The organism is Tatumella citrea (genome assembly GCF_002163585.1).
Lineage (GTDB): Bacteria > Pseudomonadota > Gammaproteobacteria > Enterobacterales > Enterobacteriaceae > Tatumella > Tatumella citrea.
Map to the genome: position 1 here is coordinate 1,037,608 of NZ_CP015579.1, position 17,622 is coordinate 1,055,229.

The 17,622-nt window shown below is 48.9% G+C and carries 14 protein-coding genes and 7 tRNA genes; 18 read left to right on the top strand and 3 right to left on the bottom strand.

Going from position 1 to position 17,622, the window contains the following annotated elements; translation table 11 throughout:
• Nucleotides 1–27 precede the first annotated feature (27 nt).
• Nucleotides 28–2,589: a DNA mismatch repair protein MutS gene (mutS, locus tag A7K98_RS04905; RefSeq protein WP_087487569.1), complete on the bottom strand. Its 2,562-nt coding sequence runs from the start codon at nt 2,587–2,589 to the stop codon at nt 28–30.
• A 398-nt stretch (nt 2,590–2,987) separates the two neighbouring features.
• On the opposite strand from mutS, the gene A7K98_RS04910 reads away from it, so the two are divergent.
• The 18 genes from A7K98_RS04910 (at nt 2,988) to luxS (ending at nt 15,375) form a co-directional block, all read left to right on the top strand.
• On the top strand, nt 2,988–3,347 hold the full coding sequence (locus tag A7K98_RS04910; protein WP_087487570.1) for a gamma-glutamylcyclotransferase family protein: 360 nt from the start codon (nt 2,988–2,990) through the stop codon (nt 3,345–3,347).
• Between the two features lie 409 nt (nt 3,348–3,756).
• Nucleotides 3,757–4,833 (top strand): lytic murein transglycosylase B, encoded by a 1,077-nt coding sequence (gene mltB, locus A7K98_RS04915; RefSeq protein WP_087490364.1) that lies wholly within the window; start codon nt 3,757–3,759, stop codon nt 4,831–4,833.
• Between the two features lie 86 nt (nt 4,834–4,919).
• The gene (locus A7K98_RS04920) at nt 4,920–5,258 is read left to right on the top strand and encodes a zinc ribbon domain-containing protein YjdM (protein ID WP_087487571.1); all 339 of its coding nucleotides are present in this window, start codon (nt 4,920–4,922) and stop codon (nt 5,256–5,258) included.
• A gap of 226 nt (nt 5,259–5,484) precedes the next feature.
• Nucleotides 5,485–5,976 carry a nicotinamide-nucleotide amidase gene (gene pncC, locus A7K98_RS04925; RefSeq protein WP_087487572.1) on the top strand — a complete coding sequence of 164 codons (492 nt, stop codon included), beginning with the start codon at nt 5,485–5,487 and terminating at the stop codon, nt 5,974–5,976.
• 98 nt (nt 5,977–6,074) lie between these two features.
• Nucleotides 6,075–7,145: a recombinase RecA gene (gene recA, locus A7K98_RS04930; protein WP_087487573.1), complete on the top strand. Its 1,071-nt coding sequence runs from the start codon at nt 6,075–6,077 to the stop codon at nt 7,143–7,145.
• 133 nt (nt 7,146–7,278) lie between these two features.
• Nucleotides 7,279–7,791, top strand: a complete 513-nt coding sequence (locus tag A7K98_RS04935) for a regulatory protein RecX (protein WP_198361143.1) — start codon at nt 7,279–7,281, stop codon at nt 7,789–7,791.
• Nucleotides 7,792–7,928: 137 nt separating this feature from the next.
• Nucleotides 7,929–10,556: an alanine--tRNA ligase gene (alaS, locus tag A7K98_RS04940; protein ID WP_087487574.1), complete on the top strand. Its 2,628-nt coding sequence runs from the start codon at nt 7,929–7,931 to the stop codon at nt 10,554–10,556.
• 251 nt (nt 10,557–10,807) lie between these two features.
• Nucleotides 10,808–10,993 (top strand): carbon storage regulator CsrA, encoded by a 186-nt coding sequence (gene csrA / locus A7K98_RS04945; protein WP_025902553.1) that lies wholly within the window; start codon nt 10,808–10,810, stop codon nt 10,991–10,993.
• Between the two features lie 266 nt (nt 10,994–11,259).
• Nucleotides 11,260–11,352: transfer RNA gene (locus A7K98_RS04950), tRNA-Ser, on the top strand.
• An 8-nt stretch (nt 11,353–11,360) separates the two neighbouring features.
• Nucleotides 11,361–11,437 (top strand) — tRNA-Arg (locus tag A7K98_RS04955).
• Between the two features lie 81 nt (nt 11,438–11,518).
• Nucleotides 11,519–11,595, top strand: a tRNA-Arg gene (locus A7K98_RS04960).
• A 49-nt stretch (nt 11,596–11,644) separates the two neighbouring features.
• Nucleotides 11,645–11,721, top strand: a tRNA-Arg gene (locus A7K98_RS04965).
• Between the two features lie 120 nt (nt 11,722–11,841).
• Nucleotides 11,842–11,918, top strand: a tRNA-Arg gene (locus A7K98_RS04970).
• 78 nt (nt 11,919–11,996) lie between these two features.
• A tRNA-Ser gene (locus A7K98_RS04975) sits at nt 11,997–12,089 on the top strand.
• An 8-nt stretch (nt 12,090–12,097) separates the two neighbouring features.
• A tRNA-Arg gene (locus tag A7K98_RS04980) sits at nt 12,098–12,174 on the top strand.
• 266 nt (nt 12,175–12,440) lie between these two features.
• Nucleotides 12,441–13,007, top strand: a complete 567-nt coding sequence (gene yqaB, locus A7K98_RS04985; RefSeq protein ID WP_087487575.1) for a fructose-1-phosphate/6-phosphogluconate phosphatase — start codon at nt 12,441–12,443, stop codon at nt 13,005–13,007.
• Between the two features lie 141 nt (nt 13,008–13,148).
• The gene (gene gshA / locus A7K98_RS04990; protein WP_087487576.1) at nt 13,149–14,711 is read left to right on the top strand and encodes a glutamate--cysteine ligase; all 1,563 of its coding nucleotides are present in this window, start codon (nt 13,149–13,151) and stop codon (nt 14,709–14,711) included.
• A gap of 148 nt (nt 14,712–14,859) precedes the next feature.
• Complete coding sequence (luxS, locus tag A7K98_RS04995) at nt 14,860–15,375, top strand: S-ribosylhomocysteine lyase (RefSeq protein ID WP_087487577.1); 516 nt, start codon at nt 14,860–14,862, stop codon at nt 15,373–15,375.
• 125 nt (nt 15,376–15,500) lie between these two features.
• Here luxS and A7K98_RS05000 read toward each other — a convergent pair whose 3' ends face one another.
• Both A7K98_RS05000 and A7K98_RS05005 read right to left on the bottom strand, forming a co-directional pair.
• Complete coding sequence (locus A7K98_RS05000; RefSeq protein WP_087487578.1) at nt 15,501–16,784, bottom strand: HlyC/CorC family transporter; 1,284 nt, start codon at nt 16,782–16,784, stop codon at nt 15,501–15,503.
• A gap of 27 nt (nt 16,785–16,811) precedes the next feature.
• Nucleotides 16,812–17,603 carry a cytochrome C assembly family protein gene (locus A7K98_RS05005; RefSeq protein WP_087487579.1) on the bottom strand — a complete coding sequence of 264 codons (792 nt, stop codon included), beginning with the start codon at nt 17,601–17,603 and terminating at the stop codon, nt 16,812–16,814.
• Between the last annotated feature and the right edge of the window lie 19 nt (nt 17,604–17,622).

The following is a 17,622-nucleotide window of genomic DNA, read 5'->3' on the forward strand; positions in this document are numbered from 1 at the left end:
CTCGCGTTAAACGAAACCGCCGAAGTTTCAGACCAGATTTTTTAACCGGTATAACCACTCCAGAGCCTGACGGGGAGATAAGCTGTCAGGGTCCAGCGCTTCCAGGGCTTCAACAGCAGGCGAAACTTCACTGGTCAGCAGATTTAACTGAGAACCATCAGCTTGTGACGGCGGATTCTGCGCAGAAATTTGCTCGAGTTCACGCAGCTTTTGTCTGGCCCGCTTAATCACTTCTTTCGGTACTCCTGCCAGTGCTGCTACCGCTAATCCGTAACTCTTACTCGCCGGACCATTCTGCACACTGTGCATAAAGGCAATGGTGTCACCATGCTCCATGGCATCCAGATGAACGTTCTCCACACCTTCCAGACTGTCCGGTAGGGTAGTTAGCTCGAAGTAGTGAGTAGCAAACAACGTTAGCGCTTTAATCCGGTTAGCCAGGTTTTCTGCACAGGCCCAGGCCAGCGATAAACCATCATAGGTGGAAGTTCCCCGGCCAATTTCATCCATAAGCACCAGGCTGTTTGCCGTCGCATTATGCAGAATATTTGCCGTTTCGGTCATTTCGACCATAAAGGTGGAACGGCCGGACGCCAGATCATCAGCAGCCCCTACGCGGGTGAAAATCCTGTCAACCGGGCCGAGGGTCACGGCATCCGCCGGAACATAACTTCCGGTCCAGGCCAGCAGCGCAATCAGTGCTGTCTGACGCATATAGGTACTTTTACCCCCCATATTTGGCCCGGTAACAATCAACATCCGGCGTTGTGGCGAGAGCGACAACGGGTTAGCAATAAACGGCTCTTTCAGCACCTGCTCAACTACCGGATGACGACCTTCGCGGATAGTAATTCCCGGAGCCTCCTGCAATTGCGGGCAGCAGTAATTCAGGCTTTGTGCCCGCTCAGCCAGATTACTCAGCACATCCAGTTCGGCCAGGGCACTGGCACTGACCTGCAGTGCTTCCAGGTGTGGCAGCAGCTCCGCAAAAAGTTCGTCATATAACGCCTTTTCCAGAGACAGCGCTTTACCTTTTGAGGTGAGCACTTTGTCTTCATATTCCTTCAGTTCAGGAATAATATATCGTTCGGCATTTTTCAGTGTCTGGCGGCGCACGTAATGCATCGGGACCTGGTGGCTCTGTCCCCGGCTAACCTGAATATAGTAACCATGAATAGCATTGAAGCCGACTTTTAGCGTATCCAGCCCAAGCTTTTCACGTTCACGAATTTCCAGTTTATCCAGGTAATCGGTAGCACCATCGGCCAGTGCCCGCCATTCATCCAGCTCAGCGTTGTATCCCGGGGCAATAACTCCGCCATCACGGACCAGCACCGGAGGGGATTCAATAATAGCCCGTTCCAGCAGTTCACGTAGTTGCGGGAATTCACCACTCTGTTGAGCAAGGGTCGCTAAACGTGGACTGGTGACCCCGGCCAGTAATTGCTGAATTTCCGGAAGCTGACGAAATGCATGGCGCATTCGCGCCAGGTCACGTGGTCTGGCGGTACGTAATGCCAGCCGTGCCAGAATTCGCTCCAGATCGCCAATCTGATGCAGTAAGGGTTGCAACTGATCGCTGAGATCCTGCAATTCGGCAATACAGGTCTGACGACCAATAATCACCTGTGGATCACGTAGTGGCATATGCAGCCAGCGTTTAAGCATACGGCTACCCATCGGGGTGACGGTTTTATCCATCACAGCGGCCAGGGTGTTATCCGTACCACCGGCCAGATTTTGGGTAATTTCAAGATTTCGTCGGGTCGCCGCATCCATGATAATGGTATCCTGCTGGCGAACCATGCTCAGTGAGCGAATATGTGGCAGTGAGGTGCGCTGGGTATCACGAACATACTGCAACAAACAACCAGCAGCGGGCAAACCCGTCAGTGACTGTTCCACGCCAAAACCGCGCAGGTCACGGGTACCAAACTGCAGATTGAGTTGCTGTCTGGCGGTATCGATTTCAAATTCCCATAACGGGCGGCGGCGCAATCCCCGACGGCCATCTATCAGGGACATCGCAGTAAAATCTTCCGGATAGAGCAGTTCTGAAGGGTTAGTGCGTTGCAGTTCAGCAGCCAGCGCTTCTTCATTCTCAGGTTCGCTAAGTAAAAAACGTCCAGAGCTGATATCAAGTGTGGCATAGCCAAAACCCACCCCTTTCGGGCTGGCATATACCGCGGCCAGCAAATTATCCTGGCGCTCATTCAGCAGCGCTTCATCACTGATGGTACCGGGGGTGACAATGCGGACAACCTTACGTTCGACAGGGCCTTTACTCAGGGCCGGATCGCCAATCTGTTCACAGATAGCAACCGATTCTCCCAACTGAACCAGTTTTGCCAGATAACCTTCCACCGCGTGATACGGCACGCCGGCCATCGGAATAGGCTGACCCGCTGAGGCTCCCCGTTTGGTCAGAGAAATGTCCAGTAACTGTGATGCTTTACGGGCGTCGTCGTAAAACAATTCATAAAAATCACCCATACGGTAAAACAGCAAAATTTCCGGCTGCTCTGCTTTAAGGCGCAGATACTGCTGCATCATTGGGGTATGGGAATCTAAATTTCCTGATGTACTCATAGTGTTGAGATATCCATTATCATAAAAATGAGAGAGTTAAGTGATTTTATGTTTATCATTGGTTCTCACCTTGTCTCACTGGCTCTCATGAAATTCTGCATTTATCGGTCAGCGCGTCGCCCGCCCAAAATATCGTGGCAGTGACCACTGGCTGGTTTGTCTTTTCACAAGTACAAAGTGGATATGATAACGGACTCTGTTAGCCGGGAAAACCTGTGACAAGGCTTGTTTCTTCGTACTGGCCCGAAACAATGAAATCTTTTGACTGAGCAAGATCGTGATTAATTAATATTACGCCTGAGCAGACCAACATTCGGCCAGAAATCGGTTAGAATTCTGCCGGATATTTTCTGCCTGATCAGTTTTCAACATGATTTATCAATCATCAGAGGTGACAGATGACAGACCCGCAATACAGTGAACGACTTTTTTCATACGGAACGCTTCAGTTAACAGAAGTTCAGCAGGCGAATTTTGGGCGACTGCCGGAGGGAAAATCTGATGCAATGACCGGCTGGCGCAAAGATATGGTCGAAATTACTGATCCGCAGGTACTGGCAGAAAGTGGTGAGCGTTTTCATCCTATTGTCCGTAAGAGTGAAAATGACTCCGATCAGGTCTCCGGAATGGTCTTTACAGTATCGGCAGAGGAGTTACTCAATGCCGATGCCTATGAAGTTGATGACTATCACCGCATTCAGGTCAGATTAATGTCAGGTGAAACTGCCTGGGTATATGTAGCCAAAACTTCCGCGTAAATCCCTCTGTTTTAGCATTTTCTTCCGCTGACGGATGTCTGACATCCGTCACTGAAATTATCTTTATAGTCACGTCGATAAACAGCCTGTGGTTGTGTTTAGTGGCTGCAGGGAACAGGGTAAGAGCCGTGTTTTCTTTCTGCCCTGGATATCAGGCAATAATCCACTATGTTGTCTTGCATGCAGAGGCAGGTGAGGGGGTGTTTGCTGATTATAAACGGATAATTTTTGGAGCCCCGTTTCTTTCCTCAAGGCCGGATTGATGTTTTTCCCCCATCGCGGCTGGGATTTTTACTATTTTATTCGATAAACGTGGTTTTTATCGGCTTTTTTTGCACGAGTCTACTGTTTGTCTGTTAAGCAAAGCATTAACATGAGCAAATGTCTGTTTCTGGTTAATAGGTTTCTGATGCGCTACAAAATTTCATTGTTACCGTTATTTGTGTTGCTGGTTGCCTGCAGTAGTAAAACCGAAAATGTCCCGCGTTCGGCGACCGTACCACGGGGTGGCTTTTTACAGGCACCTCCTGCCGGACAGGCAATGCTTTCCGGTGATTTTATCGGGCGCCCGGAAACCGAAAAATTTATTAATATGATGGTGGCAAAGCATGGCTTTGACCGTCAACAACTGGAGTCGTGGCTGGGACAGGCTAAACGCCTGGATTATGTGCTACGCCTGATGGACCAGCAGGCTCCCACTACGGCAGCCCCGGTGGGACCTAATGGTGCCTGGATACGCTACCGGAACAAATTCATTACCCCTGGCAATGTCAAAAATGGCGTAGCCTTCTGGAATCAGTATCAGGGAGATTTACTGCGGGCTCAGCAGAAATACGGTGTTCCTCCGGAAATTATCGTTGGAATCATCGGGGTGGAAACCCGTTGGGGACGTGTGATGGGTAAAACCCGAATCCTTGATGCGCTGGCCACCTTGTCCTTTGACTATCCGCGACGCTCTGCCTACTTCAGCAGTGAGCTGGAAACTTTCTTGCTGATGGCCCGCAGCGAACAGGACAATCCGTTGGAGCTGAGAGGCTCATTTGCCGGAGCAATGGGTTACGGTCAGTTTATGCCTTCTGCGTATAAACAGTACGCGGTGGATTTTGATGGTGACGGACATATTAATCTCTGGGATCCGGTAGATGCTATCGGCAGTGTTGCCCACTACTTCCAACAGCATGGCTGGCAGGCAGGACAGGCAATAGCTATCCCGGCCAGTGGATCAGCTCCTTATCTGGATAATGGTTTTAATGCCGGTTATACCGTTAGCCAACTGGCTGCTGCCGGTCTGAGACCTCAGTCGCCACTTGCGGGTACACAAAAGGTCAGCCTGTTACGTCTTGATATGGGGCAAAGTTACCAGTACTGGTTCGGGCTACCCAATTTCTACACCATTACCCGTTATAACCACAGCACACATTACGCTATGGCCGTATGGCAGTTAGGTGAAGCCGTGCGAGATGCAAGGAGTCAGGGCGTTTTTTAACGACATGACTTCCCTTAGTGTTTGTAAGGATATAGGATGGCGCCCTTTGCCGGCGCCTCTGCCTGATGCAATTATAAGGATTCCTGATGCAAACACTTCCTCCCTGCCCACAATGCCACTCACTTTACAGCTGGCAGGACGGCGAAAATCTTAACTGTCCTGAATGCGGACATTTGTGGCCTGCCGGTCAGACAACTCCGTCTGATGAAGCTCTGAGTGTTCGTGATGCCAATGGTAATCTACTGGCTGATGGTGATTCGGTCACTATTGTCAAAGACCTGAAGGTCAAAGGAAGCTCATCAGTTCTTAAGATTGGTACACGGGTGAAAGGTATTCGTCTGGTCGATGGTGACCATAATATCGACTGCCGTATTGACGGCTTTGGCCCTATGAAACTGAAATCTGAATTTGTTAAGAAAATTTAACTCCTGAACCAGACAGTATTCGCCTTCTGAGCAGGTCAGTGAAGGCGAATACTGTGCTGAATTACACAATAAATCTGCACACTTCATCTGTCTGACGCATTCTGTAGCGTGTCTGTTCTGAATTTCCGCCGCTGTAACTCCTGATGACTTGAAAAGCTGTCATTAATCCCTAGTATCTTCTGTAGCTGAAGATGAACCACTCATATAGCAACATGGAGGGAAAGGGATGGATAAGGATTTACGTCAGTTAAGCATCACCACCGGGCAGTATTTACTGTCACGAGGCGCCACACTCACCAGTGCCGAGTCCTGTACCGGCGGCTGGATTGCCAAAGTTATTACTGATATCAGCGGTAGCTCAGCATGGTTCGGGCAGGGATTTGTGACCTATAGTAATCAGGCGAAAATGAGCCAGTTGGGGGTGAGTGCTGCCACGCTGGAAGCCCACGGGGCAGTAAGTGAAGCTACGGTTCGTGAAATGGCCTCCGGAGCATTGCACACCGCAAGGGCCGATTTCGCGGTGTCAGTGAGCGGTATTGCCGGACCGGACGGCGGTAGTGAAGATAAACCCGTTGGTACGGTCTGGTTTGGCTTTGCTTCGGCAGATGGCCGGGTGTTGGCGGAGTGCCGACATTTTAGCGGAGACAGAGACAGCGTGCGCTCTCAGGCCGTGGCATTTGCGTTGCGAACGCTGTGCAGTGAGTTTCTGGAAAAATAAACTTGATACTGTATGACTATACAGTATAATTGCTTTCCATCAGAGACAAAGAATACCCACAAATTTGCCTGGCTAATCCGGCATAATCAGGAGTTGAAATGGCGATCGACGAAAACAAACAGAAGGCTTTAGCCGCAGCGCTGGGGCAGATTGAAAAACAATTCGGCAAAGGCTCCATTATGCGTCTGGGTGAAGACCGCACTATGGATGTTGAGACCATTTCAACCGGTTCACTGTCACTGGATATTGCTCTGGGTGCTGGTGGATTACCAATGGGTCGTATCGTCGAGATCTACGGACCTGAATCTTCCGGGAAAACCACACTGACTCTGCAGGTGATTGCAGCCGCTCAACGTAAAGGTAAAACCTGTGCGTTTATCGATGCTGAACATGCGCTGGACCCGGTATATGCCAAAAAACTGGGTGTAGATATTGATAACCTGCTGTGTTCTCAGCCTGATACCGGTGAGCAGGCTCTGGAAATTTGTGATGCGCTGGCTCGTTCAGGAGCGGTGGATGTTATTATCGTTGACTCCGTTGCTGCACTGACACCTAAAGCCGAAATTGAAGGCGAGATTGGTGATTCTCATATGGGGCTGGCAGCTCGTATGATGAGCCAGGCGATGCGTAAACTGGCAGGTAACCTGAAACAGTCTAATACTCTGCTGATCTTTATTAACCAGATTCGTATGAAAATTGGTGTTATGTTCGGTAACCCGGAAACAACTACCGGCGGTAATGCACTGAAATTTTACGCCTCTGTACGTCTGGATATTCGTCGCATCGGCGCTATCAAAGAAGGCGATAATGTCGTTGGTAGTGAAACCCGCGTCAAAGTTGTTAAGAACAAAATTGCTGCACCATTTAAGCAGGCTGAATTCCAGATTATGTACGGAGAAGGTATTAACTTCTACGGCGAACTGGTCGACCTGGGTGTTAAGCACAAGCTGATTGAGAAAGCCGGTGCATGGTATAGCTACAATGGCGATAAAATTGGCCAGGGTAAAGCGAATGCCGGCAATTACCTGCGTGATAATCCTCAGGCTGCAACAGAAATTGAGCAGAAATTACGCGATATGCTGCTGAATAATCCTACGCCGGAATCGTCTGAAACTGCCAAAGAATCTGACAGTCAGGATGAAATGAGCGAAGATCATCAGGAGTTCTGATACAAATAATCTGAAAATGATCAGATAAACGGGAGATGGCTGTGAGGCCATCTCCCGTTTTTGTTTTTTTACTACCGACGCTGGTAAAATAATGGAGTAACAGCAGTGATACCTGACCGAAAAAGGAGCCGTTATGTTATTTACGGAAACTGAGCGCCACCCCATGTTTTCTTCTTTGCTGGACAGGGCAACGCGCCTGCTGGCCCAACGTGATCATTCCGTTCAGGAACTGAAAGAGAAAATTCGGCTCTCGGTCTGGCGGAGTCAGCAACGGGATGGTGAGGAACATATTGCTGTCGATGAAACAGCCCTGGCATCAGTGATTGCCTGGTGTGAAGAAAATGGCTGGCTGGATGACCAGAGATTTACCCGGCTATTTATCCAAAGCCGCGGCCGCAATGGTTACGGACCGCAGCGAATTCGCCAGGATTTGCAGCAAAAAGGAATTGAGCGTGAGCTTATCAGTCAGGGGCTGGCAGACGCTGATATCGACTGGCAACAACAGGCGGAAGATGTTGCGAGAAAAAAATATGGTCATAAATGGCCAACAGAAGCACGTGAAAAAGCCCGGTTACAACGATTTTTACACTCCAGAGGGTTTCTGATGGAGGATATTCGTTCTGTTTTGGTAAATTTTACCGGCTGAGTCATAATGAGATTTTACTTCCCTGTGAAGAAAACTTATCTTATTCCCACTTTTTTGTTCCACTGTCACCGGCAGACCATGATCCACAGGTTGCCCGGACCCAAAGGAACTTCCGTTAGCGTGATACCAGGATATATATGAGCAAGAGTACTGCTGAGATCCGTCAAGCGTTTCTCGATTTCTTTAAGAGCAAGGGACATCAGGTTGTAGCCAGCAGCTCCCTCGTACCAAATAATGATCCGACGTTGCTGTTTACTAACGCCGGTATGAATCAGTTTAAAGACGTTTTCCTGGGTCAGGACAAACGCGATTACAAGCGCGCCACAACGTCGCAGCGCTGTGTTCGCGCCGGTGGTAAACATAACGATCTTGAAAATGTGGGTTATACCGCCCGCCACCATACTTTCTTTGAAATGCTGGGCAATTTCAGTTTTGGCGATTATTTTAAATCAGAAGCCATTGCTTTTGCGTGGGAACTGCTGACCGGATCAGAATGGTTTGCCCTGCCAAAAGAGCGTCTGTGGGTCACCGTATATGAGACCGATGATGAAGCCTACGATATCTGGGCAAAAGATATCGGGATTCCTGCAGAGCGCATTATTCGTATTGGTGATAATAAAGGCAGTGCTTACGCGTCAGATAACTTCTGGCAGATGGGCGATACCGGTCCTTGTGGACCGTGCAGTGAAATTTTCTATGATCATGGCGATCATATCTGGGGTGGCCCTCCGGGGAGTCCGGAAGAAGATGGCGATCGTTATATCGAAATCTGGAATATCGTCTTTATGCAGTTTAACCGTCAGCCAGACGGAACCATGCTGCCATTGCCGAAACCTTCAGTTGATACCGGCATGGGGCTGGAGCGAATCAGTGCTGTACTTCAGCATGTAAACTCTAACTACGAAATTGACCTGTTCTGCGAACTGATTAGCTCTGTGGCTGAAGTCACCGGGGCTAAAGATCTGAGTAATAAGTCTTTACGGGTAATTGCAGATCATATTCGTTCCTGTGCGTTCCTGATTGCAGATGGCGTTATACCGTCTAATGAAAACCGTGGTTATGTATTGCGTCGTATTATTCGCCGTGCAGTCCGACATGGAAATATGCTCGGAGCCACTGAGAGCTTCTTCTATAAACTGGTACAGCCATTAATTAACGTCATGGGTAGTGCCGGTGAAGACCTGAAGAAACAACAGGCTCATGTTGAATCGGTACTGAAAACAGAAGAAGAACAGTTTGCAAAAACCCTGGAACGTGGGCTGGCATTGCTGGACGAAGAACTGGCTGCGCTGAAAGGGGATACCCTGGATGGCGAAACTGTCTTCCGCCTGTATGACACTTTCGGCTTCCCGGCAGACTTAACCGCTGACGTATGTCGTGAGCGTAATCTGAAAATTGATGAAGCTGGCTTTGAAGCCGCGATGGAAGCGCAGCGTCAACGTGCCCGTGATGCCAGTGGTTTCAGTGCTGACTACAATAATCTGATCCGTGTTGACAGCGAGTCTGTATTTACCGGCTATGAGCATTTACAGGAACAATCAAAAGTCACTGCTATTTTTGTCAATGGGCAGGCAGTGGACCAACTGACAGGTACTGAAGAAGCTGTGATTATCCTCGACCAGACTCCATTTTATGGTGAATCTGGCGGGCAGGTTGGTGATACAGGTGTACTGAATACCAGCGGAGCCGCATTCTCTGTAACCGATACCCAGAAATACGGTAAATCCAATGGTCATGTTGGACGACTGACCCGGGGCAGCCTGAAAGTTGGCGACAGTGTGACAGCGCAGGTGGATGAAGCCCGTCGCGCACGGATTCGTCTGAATCACTCGGCAACTCACCTGTTACATGCGGCATTGCGTGAAGTGTTAGGTGATCATGTGGCGCAGAAAGGCTCACTGGTTAATGACAAATATCTGCGTTTCGATTTTTCTCACACTGAAGCAGTGAAACCTGAGCAGTTACGCCGGGTTAATGAAATCGTCAATTCGCAGGTGCGTCGTAACCTGGCTGTAGAAACCGATATTATGGATCTGGACGCTGCCAAAGCGAATGGTGCAATGGCGCTGTTTGGTGAGAAATATGATCAGAAAGTTCGTGTTCTGACTATGGGTGATTTTTCGGTAGAACTGTGTGGTGGTACTCATGCCAGCCGTACCGGTGATATCGGACTGTTCCGTATTATTTCTGAATCCGGAACAGCAGCAGGTGTGCGCCGTATTGAAGCAGTAACCGGAGAAAGCGCACTGGAAACAGTATTCGCTCAGGATCTACAGTTACATGATATTGCTCATCAGGTGAAAGCGAACAGCAGCAATCTGAATGAGAAAGTGCGTTCACTGGTTGAACAGGTACGTTCACTGGAAAAAGAACTGCAGCAGTTGCAGGACCAGCAAGCCGCCCAGGAAAGCAGCTCACTGGCGACCAAAGCGGTAGAAGTGAAAGGTGTAAAACTGCTGGTCAGCGAATTACGTAACACTGAACCAAAACTGTTACGTACTATGGTCGATGATTTAAAAAACCAGTTAGGATCTGCCGTCATTGTGCTGGGAACAGTCAGTGAAGGTAAAGTATCGCTTATTGCTGGTGTAACGAAAGATTTAACTGACAGAATTAAAGCAGGGGAACTGATCGGCATTATTGCCAGCCAGGTCGGTGGTAAAGGGGGAGGGCGTCCGGATATGGCTCAGGCCGGCGGTACCGATCCTGCAGCATTACCAGCGGCTCTGGCAGGGGTTGAAGCCCTGGTCAGCGGGAAATTGTAAAAGATAAACAAGCTACCGGTGAAGGCGCCCGGGGAAGATTCTCAGGGCGTTTTTTACACGATAAGCAACCTAAAATGATAAAGTCAGGTAGTAATGGTGTATTTCGGCTAAACTAACTATTAGCGAAATGTATTGGCGGACTGGTTGAATTTTCTGTATCAGTCGTAGTCAATAGATAGCAATACGTTATACGATGGATTTGCCGGGAGCCAGAACTGGCCCGACTCTTTTAATCTTTCAAGGAGCAAAGAATGCTTATTCTAACTCGTCGAGTTGGTGAAACTCTCATGATTGGCGATGAGGTGACGGTCACGGTATTGGGTGTGAAAGGGAACCAGGTACGTATTGGCGTGAATGCTCCCAAAGAGGTGTCTGTGCACCGCGAAGAGATCTATCAGCGTATTCAGGCAGAAAAAACCCAGCAGCCGGACTATTAACATATTCAGCGCCTCGTATTCGACGAGGCGCGCCATCTTTTCGCCCCTCATTTTTTAGTGAAGCCCCGAACTATCCCTGTTGCTGTGCCGTTGAAAATACACTCTTTTTGGCTTTTAAATGCCCTGATTGATGACTAAACGCGCAAACAAACAATCTGGCGGAAAAATTGTTTGACTTATAAGTCGGGGAAAGTAATATGTGCGCCAACGCAGCGACGAAGAGCAGTCTTAAGCACAACGTCGGGGCGGGTAGCGTAGTAACAAGTGGTGAGGTGGCCGAGAGGCTGAAGGCGCTCCCCTGCTAAGGGAGTATGCGGTCAAAAGCTGCATCGAGGGTTCGAATCCCTCCCTCACCGCCATTTACGTTGCATCCGTAGCTCAGCTGGATAGAGTACTCGGCTACGAACCGAGCGGTCGGAGGTTCGAATCCTCCCGGATGCACCATACGTAAACGGTAAATCAGACTTGTTAATTCACTACTAAGATGTGATGTCAGCACTCTGCATTATACAAGAATTCAGAAATGCATCCGTAGCTCAGCTGGATAGAGTACTCGGCTACGAACCGAGCGGTCGGAGGTTCGAATCCTCCCGGATGCACCATTCTCGTGTAGTTTCCCAGGTTGTACAAATCCATCAATAGTTTTCCGATGCATCCGTAGCTCAGCTGGATAGAGTACCCGGCTACGAACCGGGCGGTCGGAGGTTCGAATCCTCCCGGATGCACCATTTCCTGAGAGCAATTATCTTCGCTATCACAGTGAATTGAGCTTTCGGAAATTTTTAGTTGTCAGCCACAAGCCGTTGTATCAGGCAGTGGTGAGTACTACTGCACATATATTTTGTACTGCATCCGTAGCTCAGCTGGATAGAGTACCCGGCTACGAACCGGGCGGTCGGAGGTTCGAATCCTCCCGGATGCACCATTTCTGATGTAAATTCCTGTTCTTCACGCCAGCTACCGGTTTCCGGTGTTGCGGGTAAACAGGCAGCGAAGTATCTGTGGTGAGGTGGCCGAGAGGCTGAAGGCGCTCCCCTGCTAAGGGAGTATGCGGTCAAAAGCTGCATCGAGGGTTCGAATCCCTCCCTCACCGCCATTTGTACTGCATCCGTAGCTCAGCTGGATAGAGTACCCGGCTACGAACCGGGCGGTCGGAGGTTCGAATCCTCCCGGATGCACCATTACTTTCCCCTTAGTTTTTCAACTCTGATAATTTCTGACCCTGTTTAAAGCAATCTCCCGGATCAACCCGAAATTTCTTCATATTATCTCCCGGCACTGACGCCTGCGTTCAACAATTATCGCGCTGTCTTTTAGCAGATTATTTGCATTGCACATCAGTCCGTTAGCTGTTTATTGTTGTTAGCATTTACGGTTTACTACGGACGGCGACAATTCACCTGCATTAATATAAAGTAACGACTTATCGGTTTAGTCTGGAGTTACTATGTACGATCATTATGACGGGCTTATTTTTGATATGGATGGCACGCTGGTTAACAGTGAGCCGGCACACCGCCAGGCATGGAAGCAGGTACTGGAAAAGTACGGCCTGACATTTTCTTTCGAACAAATGGTTGCTCTTAATGGCTCTCCGGGCTGGAAAATTGCCGGGCAGATTATTATAGCCAATCATGCCACACTGGATCCTCAGCAGCTGGCGGCTGAAAAAGAGCAACAACTGGACAAATTTTTACTGGTGACCTCAACGCTGTTACCGTTGATTGAGGTTGCCAAAAAGTATCACGGTAAGGTGCCCATGGCTGTCGGTACCGGTAGCAGCCGCAGCATGGCAGAACGCCTGCTGACCCATCTGGGTGTCCGTCATCTGTTTAACGTCCTGGTGGCTGCAGATGATGTCAGTGCGCATAAACCAGATCCCCAGACTTTTCTGGAATGTGCCAGGCTGATGGGAGTACCGGCCACCCGTTGTGTAGTTTTTGAAGACGCAGACTTTGGTGTACGTGCTGCTAAAGCTGCCGGAATGGATGTCGTGGACGTCCGACACTTGTAACTACCCGCAACTGTGACGGTAGCAGCCGGCGTCGCAGAGGTAGTTTCATGGCAATTATTTTGGTTTATCGTCTGTTTTGGTTCATTGTTACACGCAATCGTACAGAACTATAAGACATAATTATCACCGTGGGAGGTGACAGTGATACCTGACGTATCTGAAGCATTAAGCTGGCTGGAAAAGCACCCTGAAGCAGTACAAGGCATTGGTCGTGGCATAGAGCGGGAAACATTACGTGTACAGCCAGACGGGCAACTGTCTTTACAGGGGCATCCTGAAACGTTGGGCTCTGCGCTGACCCATGACTGGATAATTACCGATTTTGCGGAGTCTTTACTGGAGTTTGTGACTCCGGTCGATCGTGATATTAAGCATTTACTGGCGTTCCTGCGCGATATTCATCGCTATGTTACCCGTTCTCTGGGTGATGAACGTTTGTGGCCCTTCAGCATGCCTTGCATTATCAATGACCCGGAAGATATCACTCTGGCTCAGTACGGCAGCTCGAACATTGGCCGGATGAAAACAGTTTATCGCGAAGGGTTAAAGCATCGCTATGGTTCGCTGATGCAGGTCATTTCCGGGCTGCACTATAACTTCTCTTTACCGGAGGCGTTCTGGCAGGCGAGGCTGGGCATTGATACCTTAGCAGAAGCAAAAGATGAAATTTCTGCCGGGTACCTGCAGCTGATTCGTAACTATTATCGCTTTGGTTGGATCATCCCTTATCTGTTTGGAGCTTCTCCGGCTATTTGTGAAAGTTTCCTGCCACAGGGCAAAGGTGAACTGCCGTTAGAAAGTAACGATAAAGGGACATCCTGGCTGCCTTACGCAACATCTTTACGTCTTAGCGATCTGGGATATACCAATAAGTCACAGAGCGCGTTAGGTATTACGTTTAACACTCTTGAAGGCTACGTGGCAGCTCTGAAAAAAGCCATCAAAACCCCTTCGGAAGAGTATGCTAAAATTGGTGTGACAGACAGTGAAGGCAAACGTATTCAGCTGAACACCAATGTATTGCAGATTGAAAACGAGCTGTATGCGCCAATTCGACCGAAACGGGTGATTCGCGCTGGTGAAGCCCCTTCGGCTGCACTAAGCCGTGGTGGGATTGAATATATTGAAGTTCGCTCGCTGGATGTTAATCCGTTTACCCCGATTGGGATAAACGAAGAACAGATTCGTTTCCTGGATATGTTCCTGATTTGGTGTGCTCTGGCAGATGCCCCGGAAATGAGTGTTGATGAACTGCAATGTACCCGTGGCAACTGGAACCGCGTTGTGATGGAAGGACGTAAGCCGGGGCTAAAACTGAGCGCTGGTTGTGGTGAGCAAATTTATTCGCTGCAGGAAGCCGGTCATCAAATGTTTGCCGGTTTGCAGCGTATTGCCCGTGTGTTAGATGCACCTAATGGTGATGAAGCTTACCAGCAAGTGTGTCGTCGGTTATTAGAGTCGATAGATGATCCGGCAAAAACCTATTCGGCGAAGATTTTGCAGGACATGCAGCAGCAGGGGCTGGCAGCAGCGGGTACACAACTGGCAGAAAAATATCGTCAGATGTTAATGCAGGAGCCGCTGGAAGTATTAACTGAAGAAGAATTTCGTCGTCAGGCGCAGGAGTCGTTTGCTGCGCAGGCCAAAACTGAAGCCGCAGATACACTAAGTTTTGAAGATTATCTGGCAGGCAGGGAAGGCTGAAAAAAGAAAAGGCCACATCACTGTGGCCAAAGTAACATCTCTGTTGTCAGGGATGATGATAACAAATGCGCGTCTTTCATATACTCAGACGCGGGGCAGACGAAAAAGTTTCATTGATTGAAAAAATTTTTTTAAAAGAGGTGACCATATGCCATTGTTGGATAGCTTTACTGTTGATCATACACGCATGGCCGCGCCGGCTGTCCGTGTTGCCAAGACTATGAATACGCCGCATGGCGATACCATCACTGTGTTCGATTTACGCTTCTGTATCCCGAACAAAGAAGTTATGCCTGAGCGTGGTATTCATACCCTGGAGCACCTGTTTGCCGGGTTTATGCGTAATCATTTGAATGGCCAGGGCGTCGAAATTATCGATATTTCACCGATGGGCTGTCGTACCGGGTTCTATATGAGCCTGATTGGTACTCCGGCAGAACAGAAAGTGGCTGACTCCTGGAAAGCAGCAATGCAGGATGTACTGAAAGTTACTGACCAGCGTAAAATTCCTGAGCTGAATGAGTTTCAGTGTGGTACTTACCAGATGCACTCTCTGGAAGAAGCACAGGATATCGCTCGTCACATCATCGAGAATGATGTTCGTGTGAACCACAATGAAGAGCTGGCATTACCGCCGGAAACTCTGAAAGAGCTGCATATCTAGTTTTGCAGACTGCCGGCCACTCCAAAGGCCAGGGCAAAAAAAGGCGCCATGCAATGCATGACGCCTTTTTTATTGTCAGCGTAACACCATCACTGCGCTGAGAGAGGTGGCCATCTGCTGGCAGATTAGCCCAGAGAATGCTCCAGAGTAGTGTGTGGAGTAATCCGGGTTTGTTTAATCATATTATCCTGCACATCAAGTATCTCGATGGCATAGTGGCCAATTTGTACCCGACGATTAACCTCCGGGATCTCTTCGAGAACTTCAAGGATCATCCCGTTAATTGTTCTGCCACCATCTTCCGGTAAGTCCCAGTTAAAGACTTTATTAATTTCTCTGACGTTGGCACTGCCATCTACCAGCACTGAACCGTCATTCTGCGGTAAGACTTCTTCGGCAAGGGTAGGAGACATGGAGGTTGTAAAATCACCGACAATCTCTTCCAGGATATCTTCGATAGTGACCAGCCCTTTAATATCACCATATTCATCCACTACCAGACCGGCTTTCTTTTTATTACGCTGAAATTTTACCAACTGGGTGTTCAGAGCTGTCCCCTGTGGCACGTAATAAATTTCGTCGGCTGCACGTAACAGGGTTTCCTTGGTGAACTCTTTTTTCTCGGTCATCATCCGCCAGGCTTCACGAACCCTGAGCATTCCAACCGCATCATCCAGCGTATCGCGGAACAGTACAATCCGGCCGTGCGGAGAGTGAGTCAGCTGACGGATAACCGATTTCCAGTCATCATTGACGTTAATCCCGACGATTTCGTTGCGTGGTACCATAATGTAATCGACGGTGACCTTTTCGAGATCCAGTATCGACAGCAACATGTCCTGATTACGGCGTGACATCAGAGTCCGTGACTCATAGACGATGGTACGTAATTCTTCCTTACTCAGTGCTGAGCTCGCAGAACCATTGGCCTTAATTCCGACCATCCGCATCAGCAACCGGGTAATAGAGTTCAGCAGCCAGACAATCGGCATCATAATGACCTGCAACGGAGCCAGTAAGAAACTGCTCGGGTAGGCCACTTTTTCCGGGTAGAGCGCTGCAATGGTTTTAGGCAGAACTTCGGCAAACACCAGCACGACAAACGTCAGAATTCCGGTAGCGATTGCCACCCCGGCATTGCCGTATAAACGAATACCGACGATGGTGGCGACCGAAGAGGCCAGAATATTCACCAGGTTATTGCCAATCAGCACCAGGCTTAACAGCCGGTCAGGTCTGGAGAGTAGTTTCTCTACTCGTTTTGCTGCGCGGTTACCGTTTTTTGCATTGTGGCGCAGCTTATACCGGTTAAGTGTCATTATCCCGGTTTCAGAACCAGCAAACCAGGCAGAGATCAGTACCATAACTACCAGGGTAATGATTAGCGATGTGGTTGAAACATGTTCCAACGCGAAATTTCCTTTATTTTATACAGATTAATGAGTTAGCAGATGTTGTAAAATACGGCTGCCAAAATAGGCCATGGTCAGCAGAACAGCTCCGCTGCAGTTGAACCAGACAACACGGCGTCCACGCCAGCCTTCATGGAAATGTCCCCACAGCAGCACGATATAAACAAACCAGGCAAGCAGGGAAAGTACAGCTTTATCGACATTCTCTGCAGAGAACAGATCACGCATATAAAACAGCCCGCTGCAAAGCACCAGCGTTAACAGTACAACCCCAACCTGAGTGATATGGAACATCTTGCGCTCTATCACCATTAATGGCGGCATATCATGACTGAACGCCAGTTTCTTATTTTTCAGCTGATAATCAATCCAGGCCAGCTGTAATGCATACAGCGCAGCGATGATCAGAGTGGCATAGGCAAATAATGCCAGTCCGATATGAATCATGATCCCCGGTGTGGTTTCGAGGTGAGTCAGGAAAGCATTGGGTACAAAAGTGGCAAATGCCAGGTTAATCAGTGCAAATGCATACACAAAAGGCAGCAACAGCCACCCACGGTTGCGGGATGCAACAATAGTCATTACCGCACAAATCATCAGGCTGACCAGTGAGCCCGTGTTTAGCAAACTAAAATTTTGTTCTGAATTCAGAATAAAAATCCGTTGCTCAATCGCGACACCGTGGGTAATCAACGCGACAATCGCTGAAAGCATAGCCATACGCCGCCAGCCACTTCCCCGGGTTAACAAACTGGGGATGATCAGGGCAAGACTCAGTGAATAGGCAAATAGCGCCACAATCGCAAAAACTGACATATTAAGGGTATCGTGTTAG

Excerpts from the sequence above, each read along its gene's own strand:
- A7K98_RS04910 (WP_087487570.1), top strand. The coding sequence starts at position 2,988 with ATGACAGACCCGCAATACAGTGAACGACTTTTTTCATACGGAACGCTT.
- csrA (WP_025902553.1), top strand. The coding sequence starts at position 10,808 with ATGCTTATTCTAACTCGTCGAGTTGGTGAAACTCTCATGATTGGCGAT.
- A7K98_RS05005 (WP_087487579.1), bottom strand. The coding sequence starts at position 17,603 with ATGTCAGTTTTTGCGATTGTGGCGCTATTTGCCTATTCACTGAGTCTT.
- mutS (WP_087487569.1), bottom strand. The coding sequence starts at position 2,589 with ATGAGTACATCAGGAAATTTAGATTCCCATACCCCAATGATGCAGCAG.
- pncC (WP_087487572.1), top strand. The coding sequence starts at position 5,485 with ATGGATAAGGATTTACGTCAGTTAAGCATCACCACCGGGCAGTATTTA.
- luxS (WP_087487577.1), top strand. The coding sequence starts at position 14,860 with ATGCCATTGTTGGATAGCTTTACTGTTGATCATACACGCATGGCCGCG.
- alaS (WP_087487574.1), top strand. The coding sequence starts at position 7,929 with ATGAGCAAGAGTACTGCTGAGATCCGTCAAGCGTTTCTCGATTTCTTT.
- yqaB (WP_087487575.1), top strand. The coding sequence starts at position 12,441 with ATGTACGATCATTATGACGGGCTTATTTTTGATATGGATGGCACGCTG.
- A7K98_RS04935 (WP_198361143.1), top strand. The coding sequence starts at position 7,279 with ATGTTATTTACGGAAACTGAGCGCCACCCCATGTTTTCTTCTTTGCTG.
- mltB (WP_087490364.1), top strand. The coding sequence starts at position 3,757 with ATGCGCTACAAAATTTCATTGTTACCGTTATTTGTGTTGCTGGTTGCC.
- recA (WP_087487573.1), top strand. The coding sequence starts at position 6,075 with ATGGCGATCGACGAAAACAAACAGAAGGCTTTAGCCGCAGCGCTGGGG.
- A7K98_RS04920 (WP_087487571.1), top strand. The coding sequence starts at position 4,920 with ATGCAAACACTTCCTCCCTGCCCACAATGCCACTCACTTTACAGCTGG.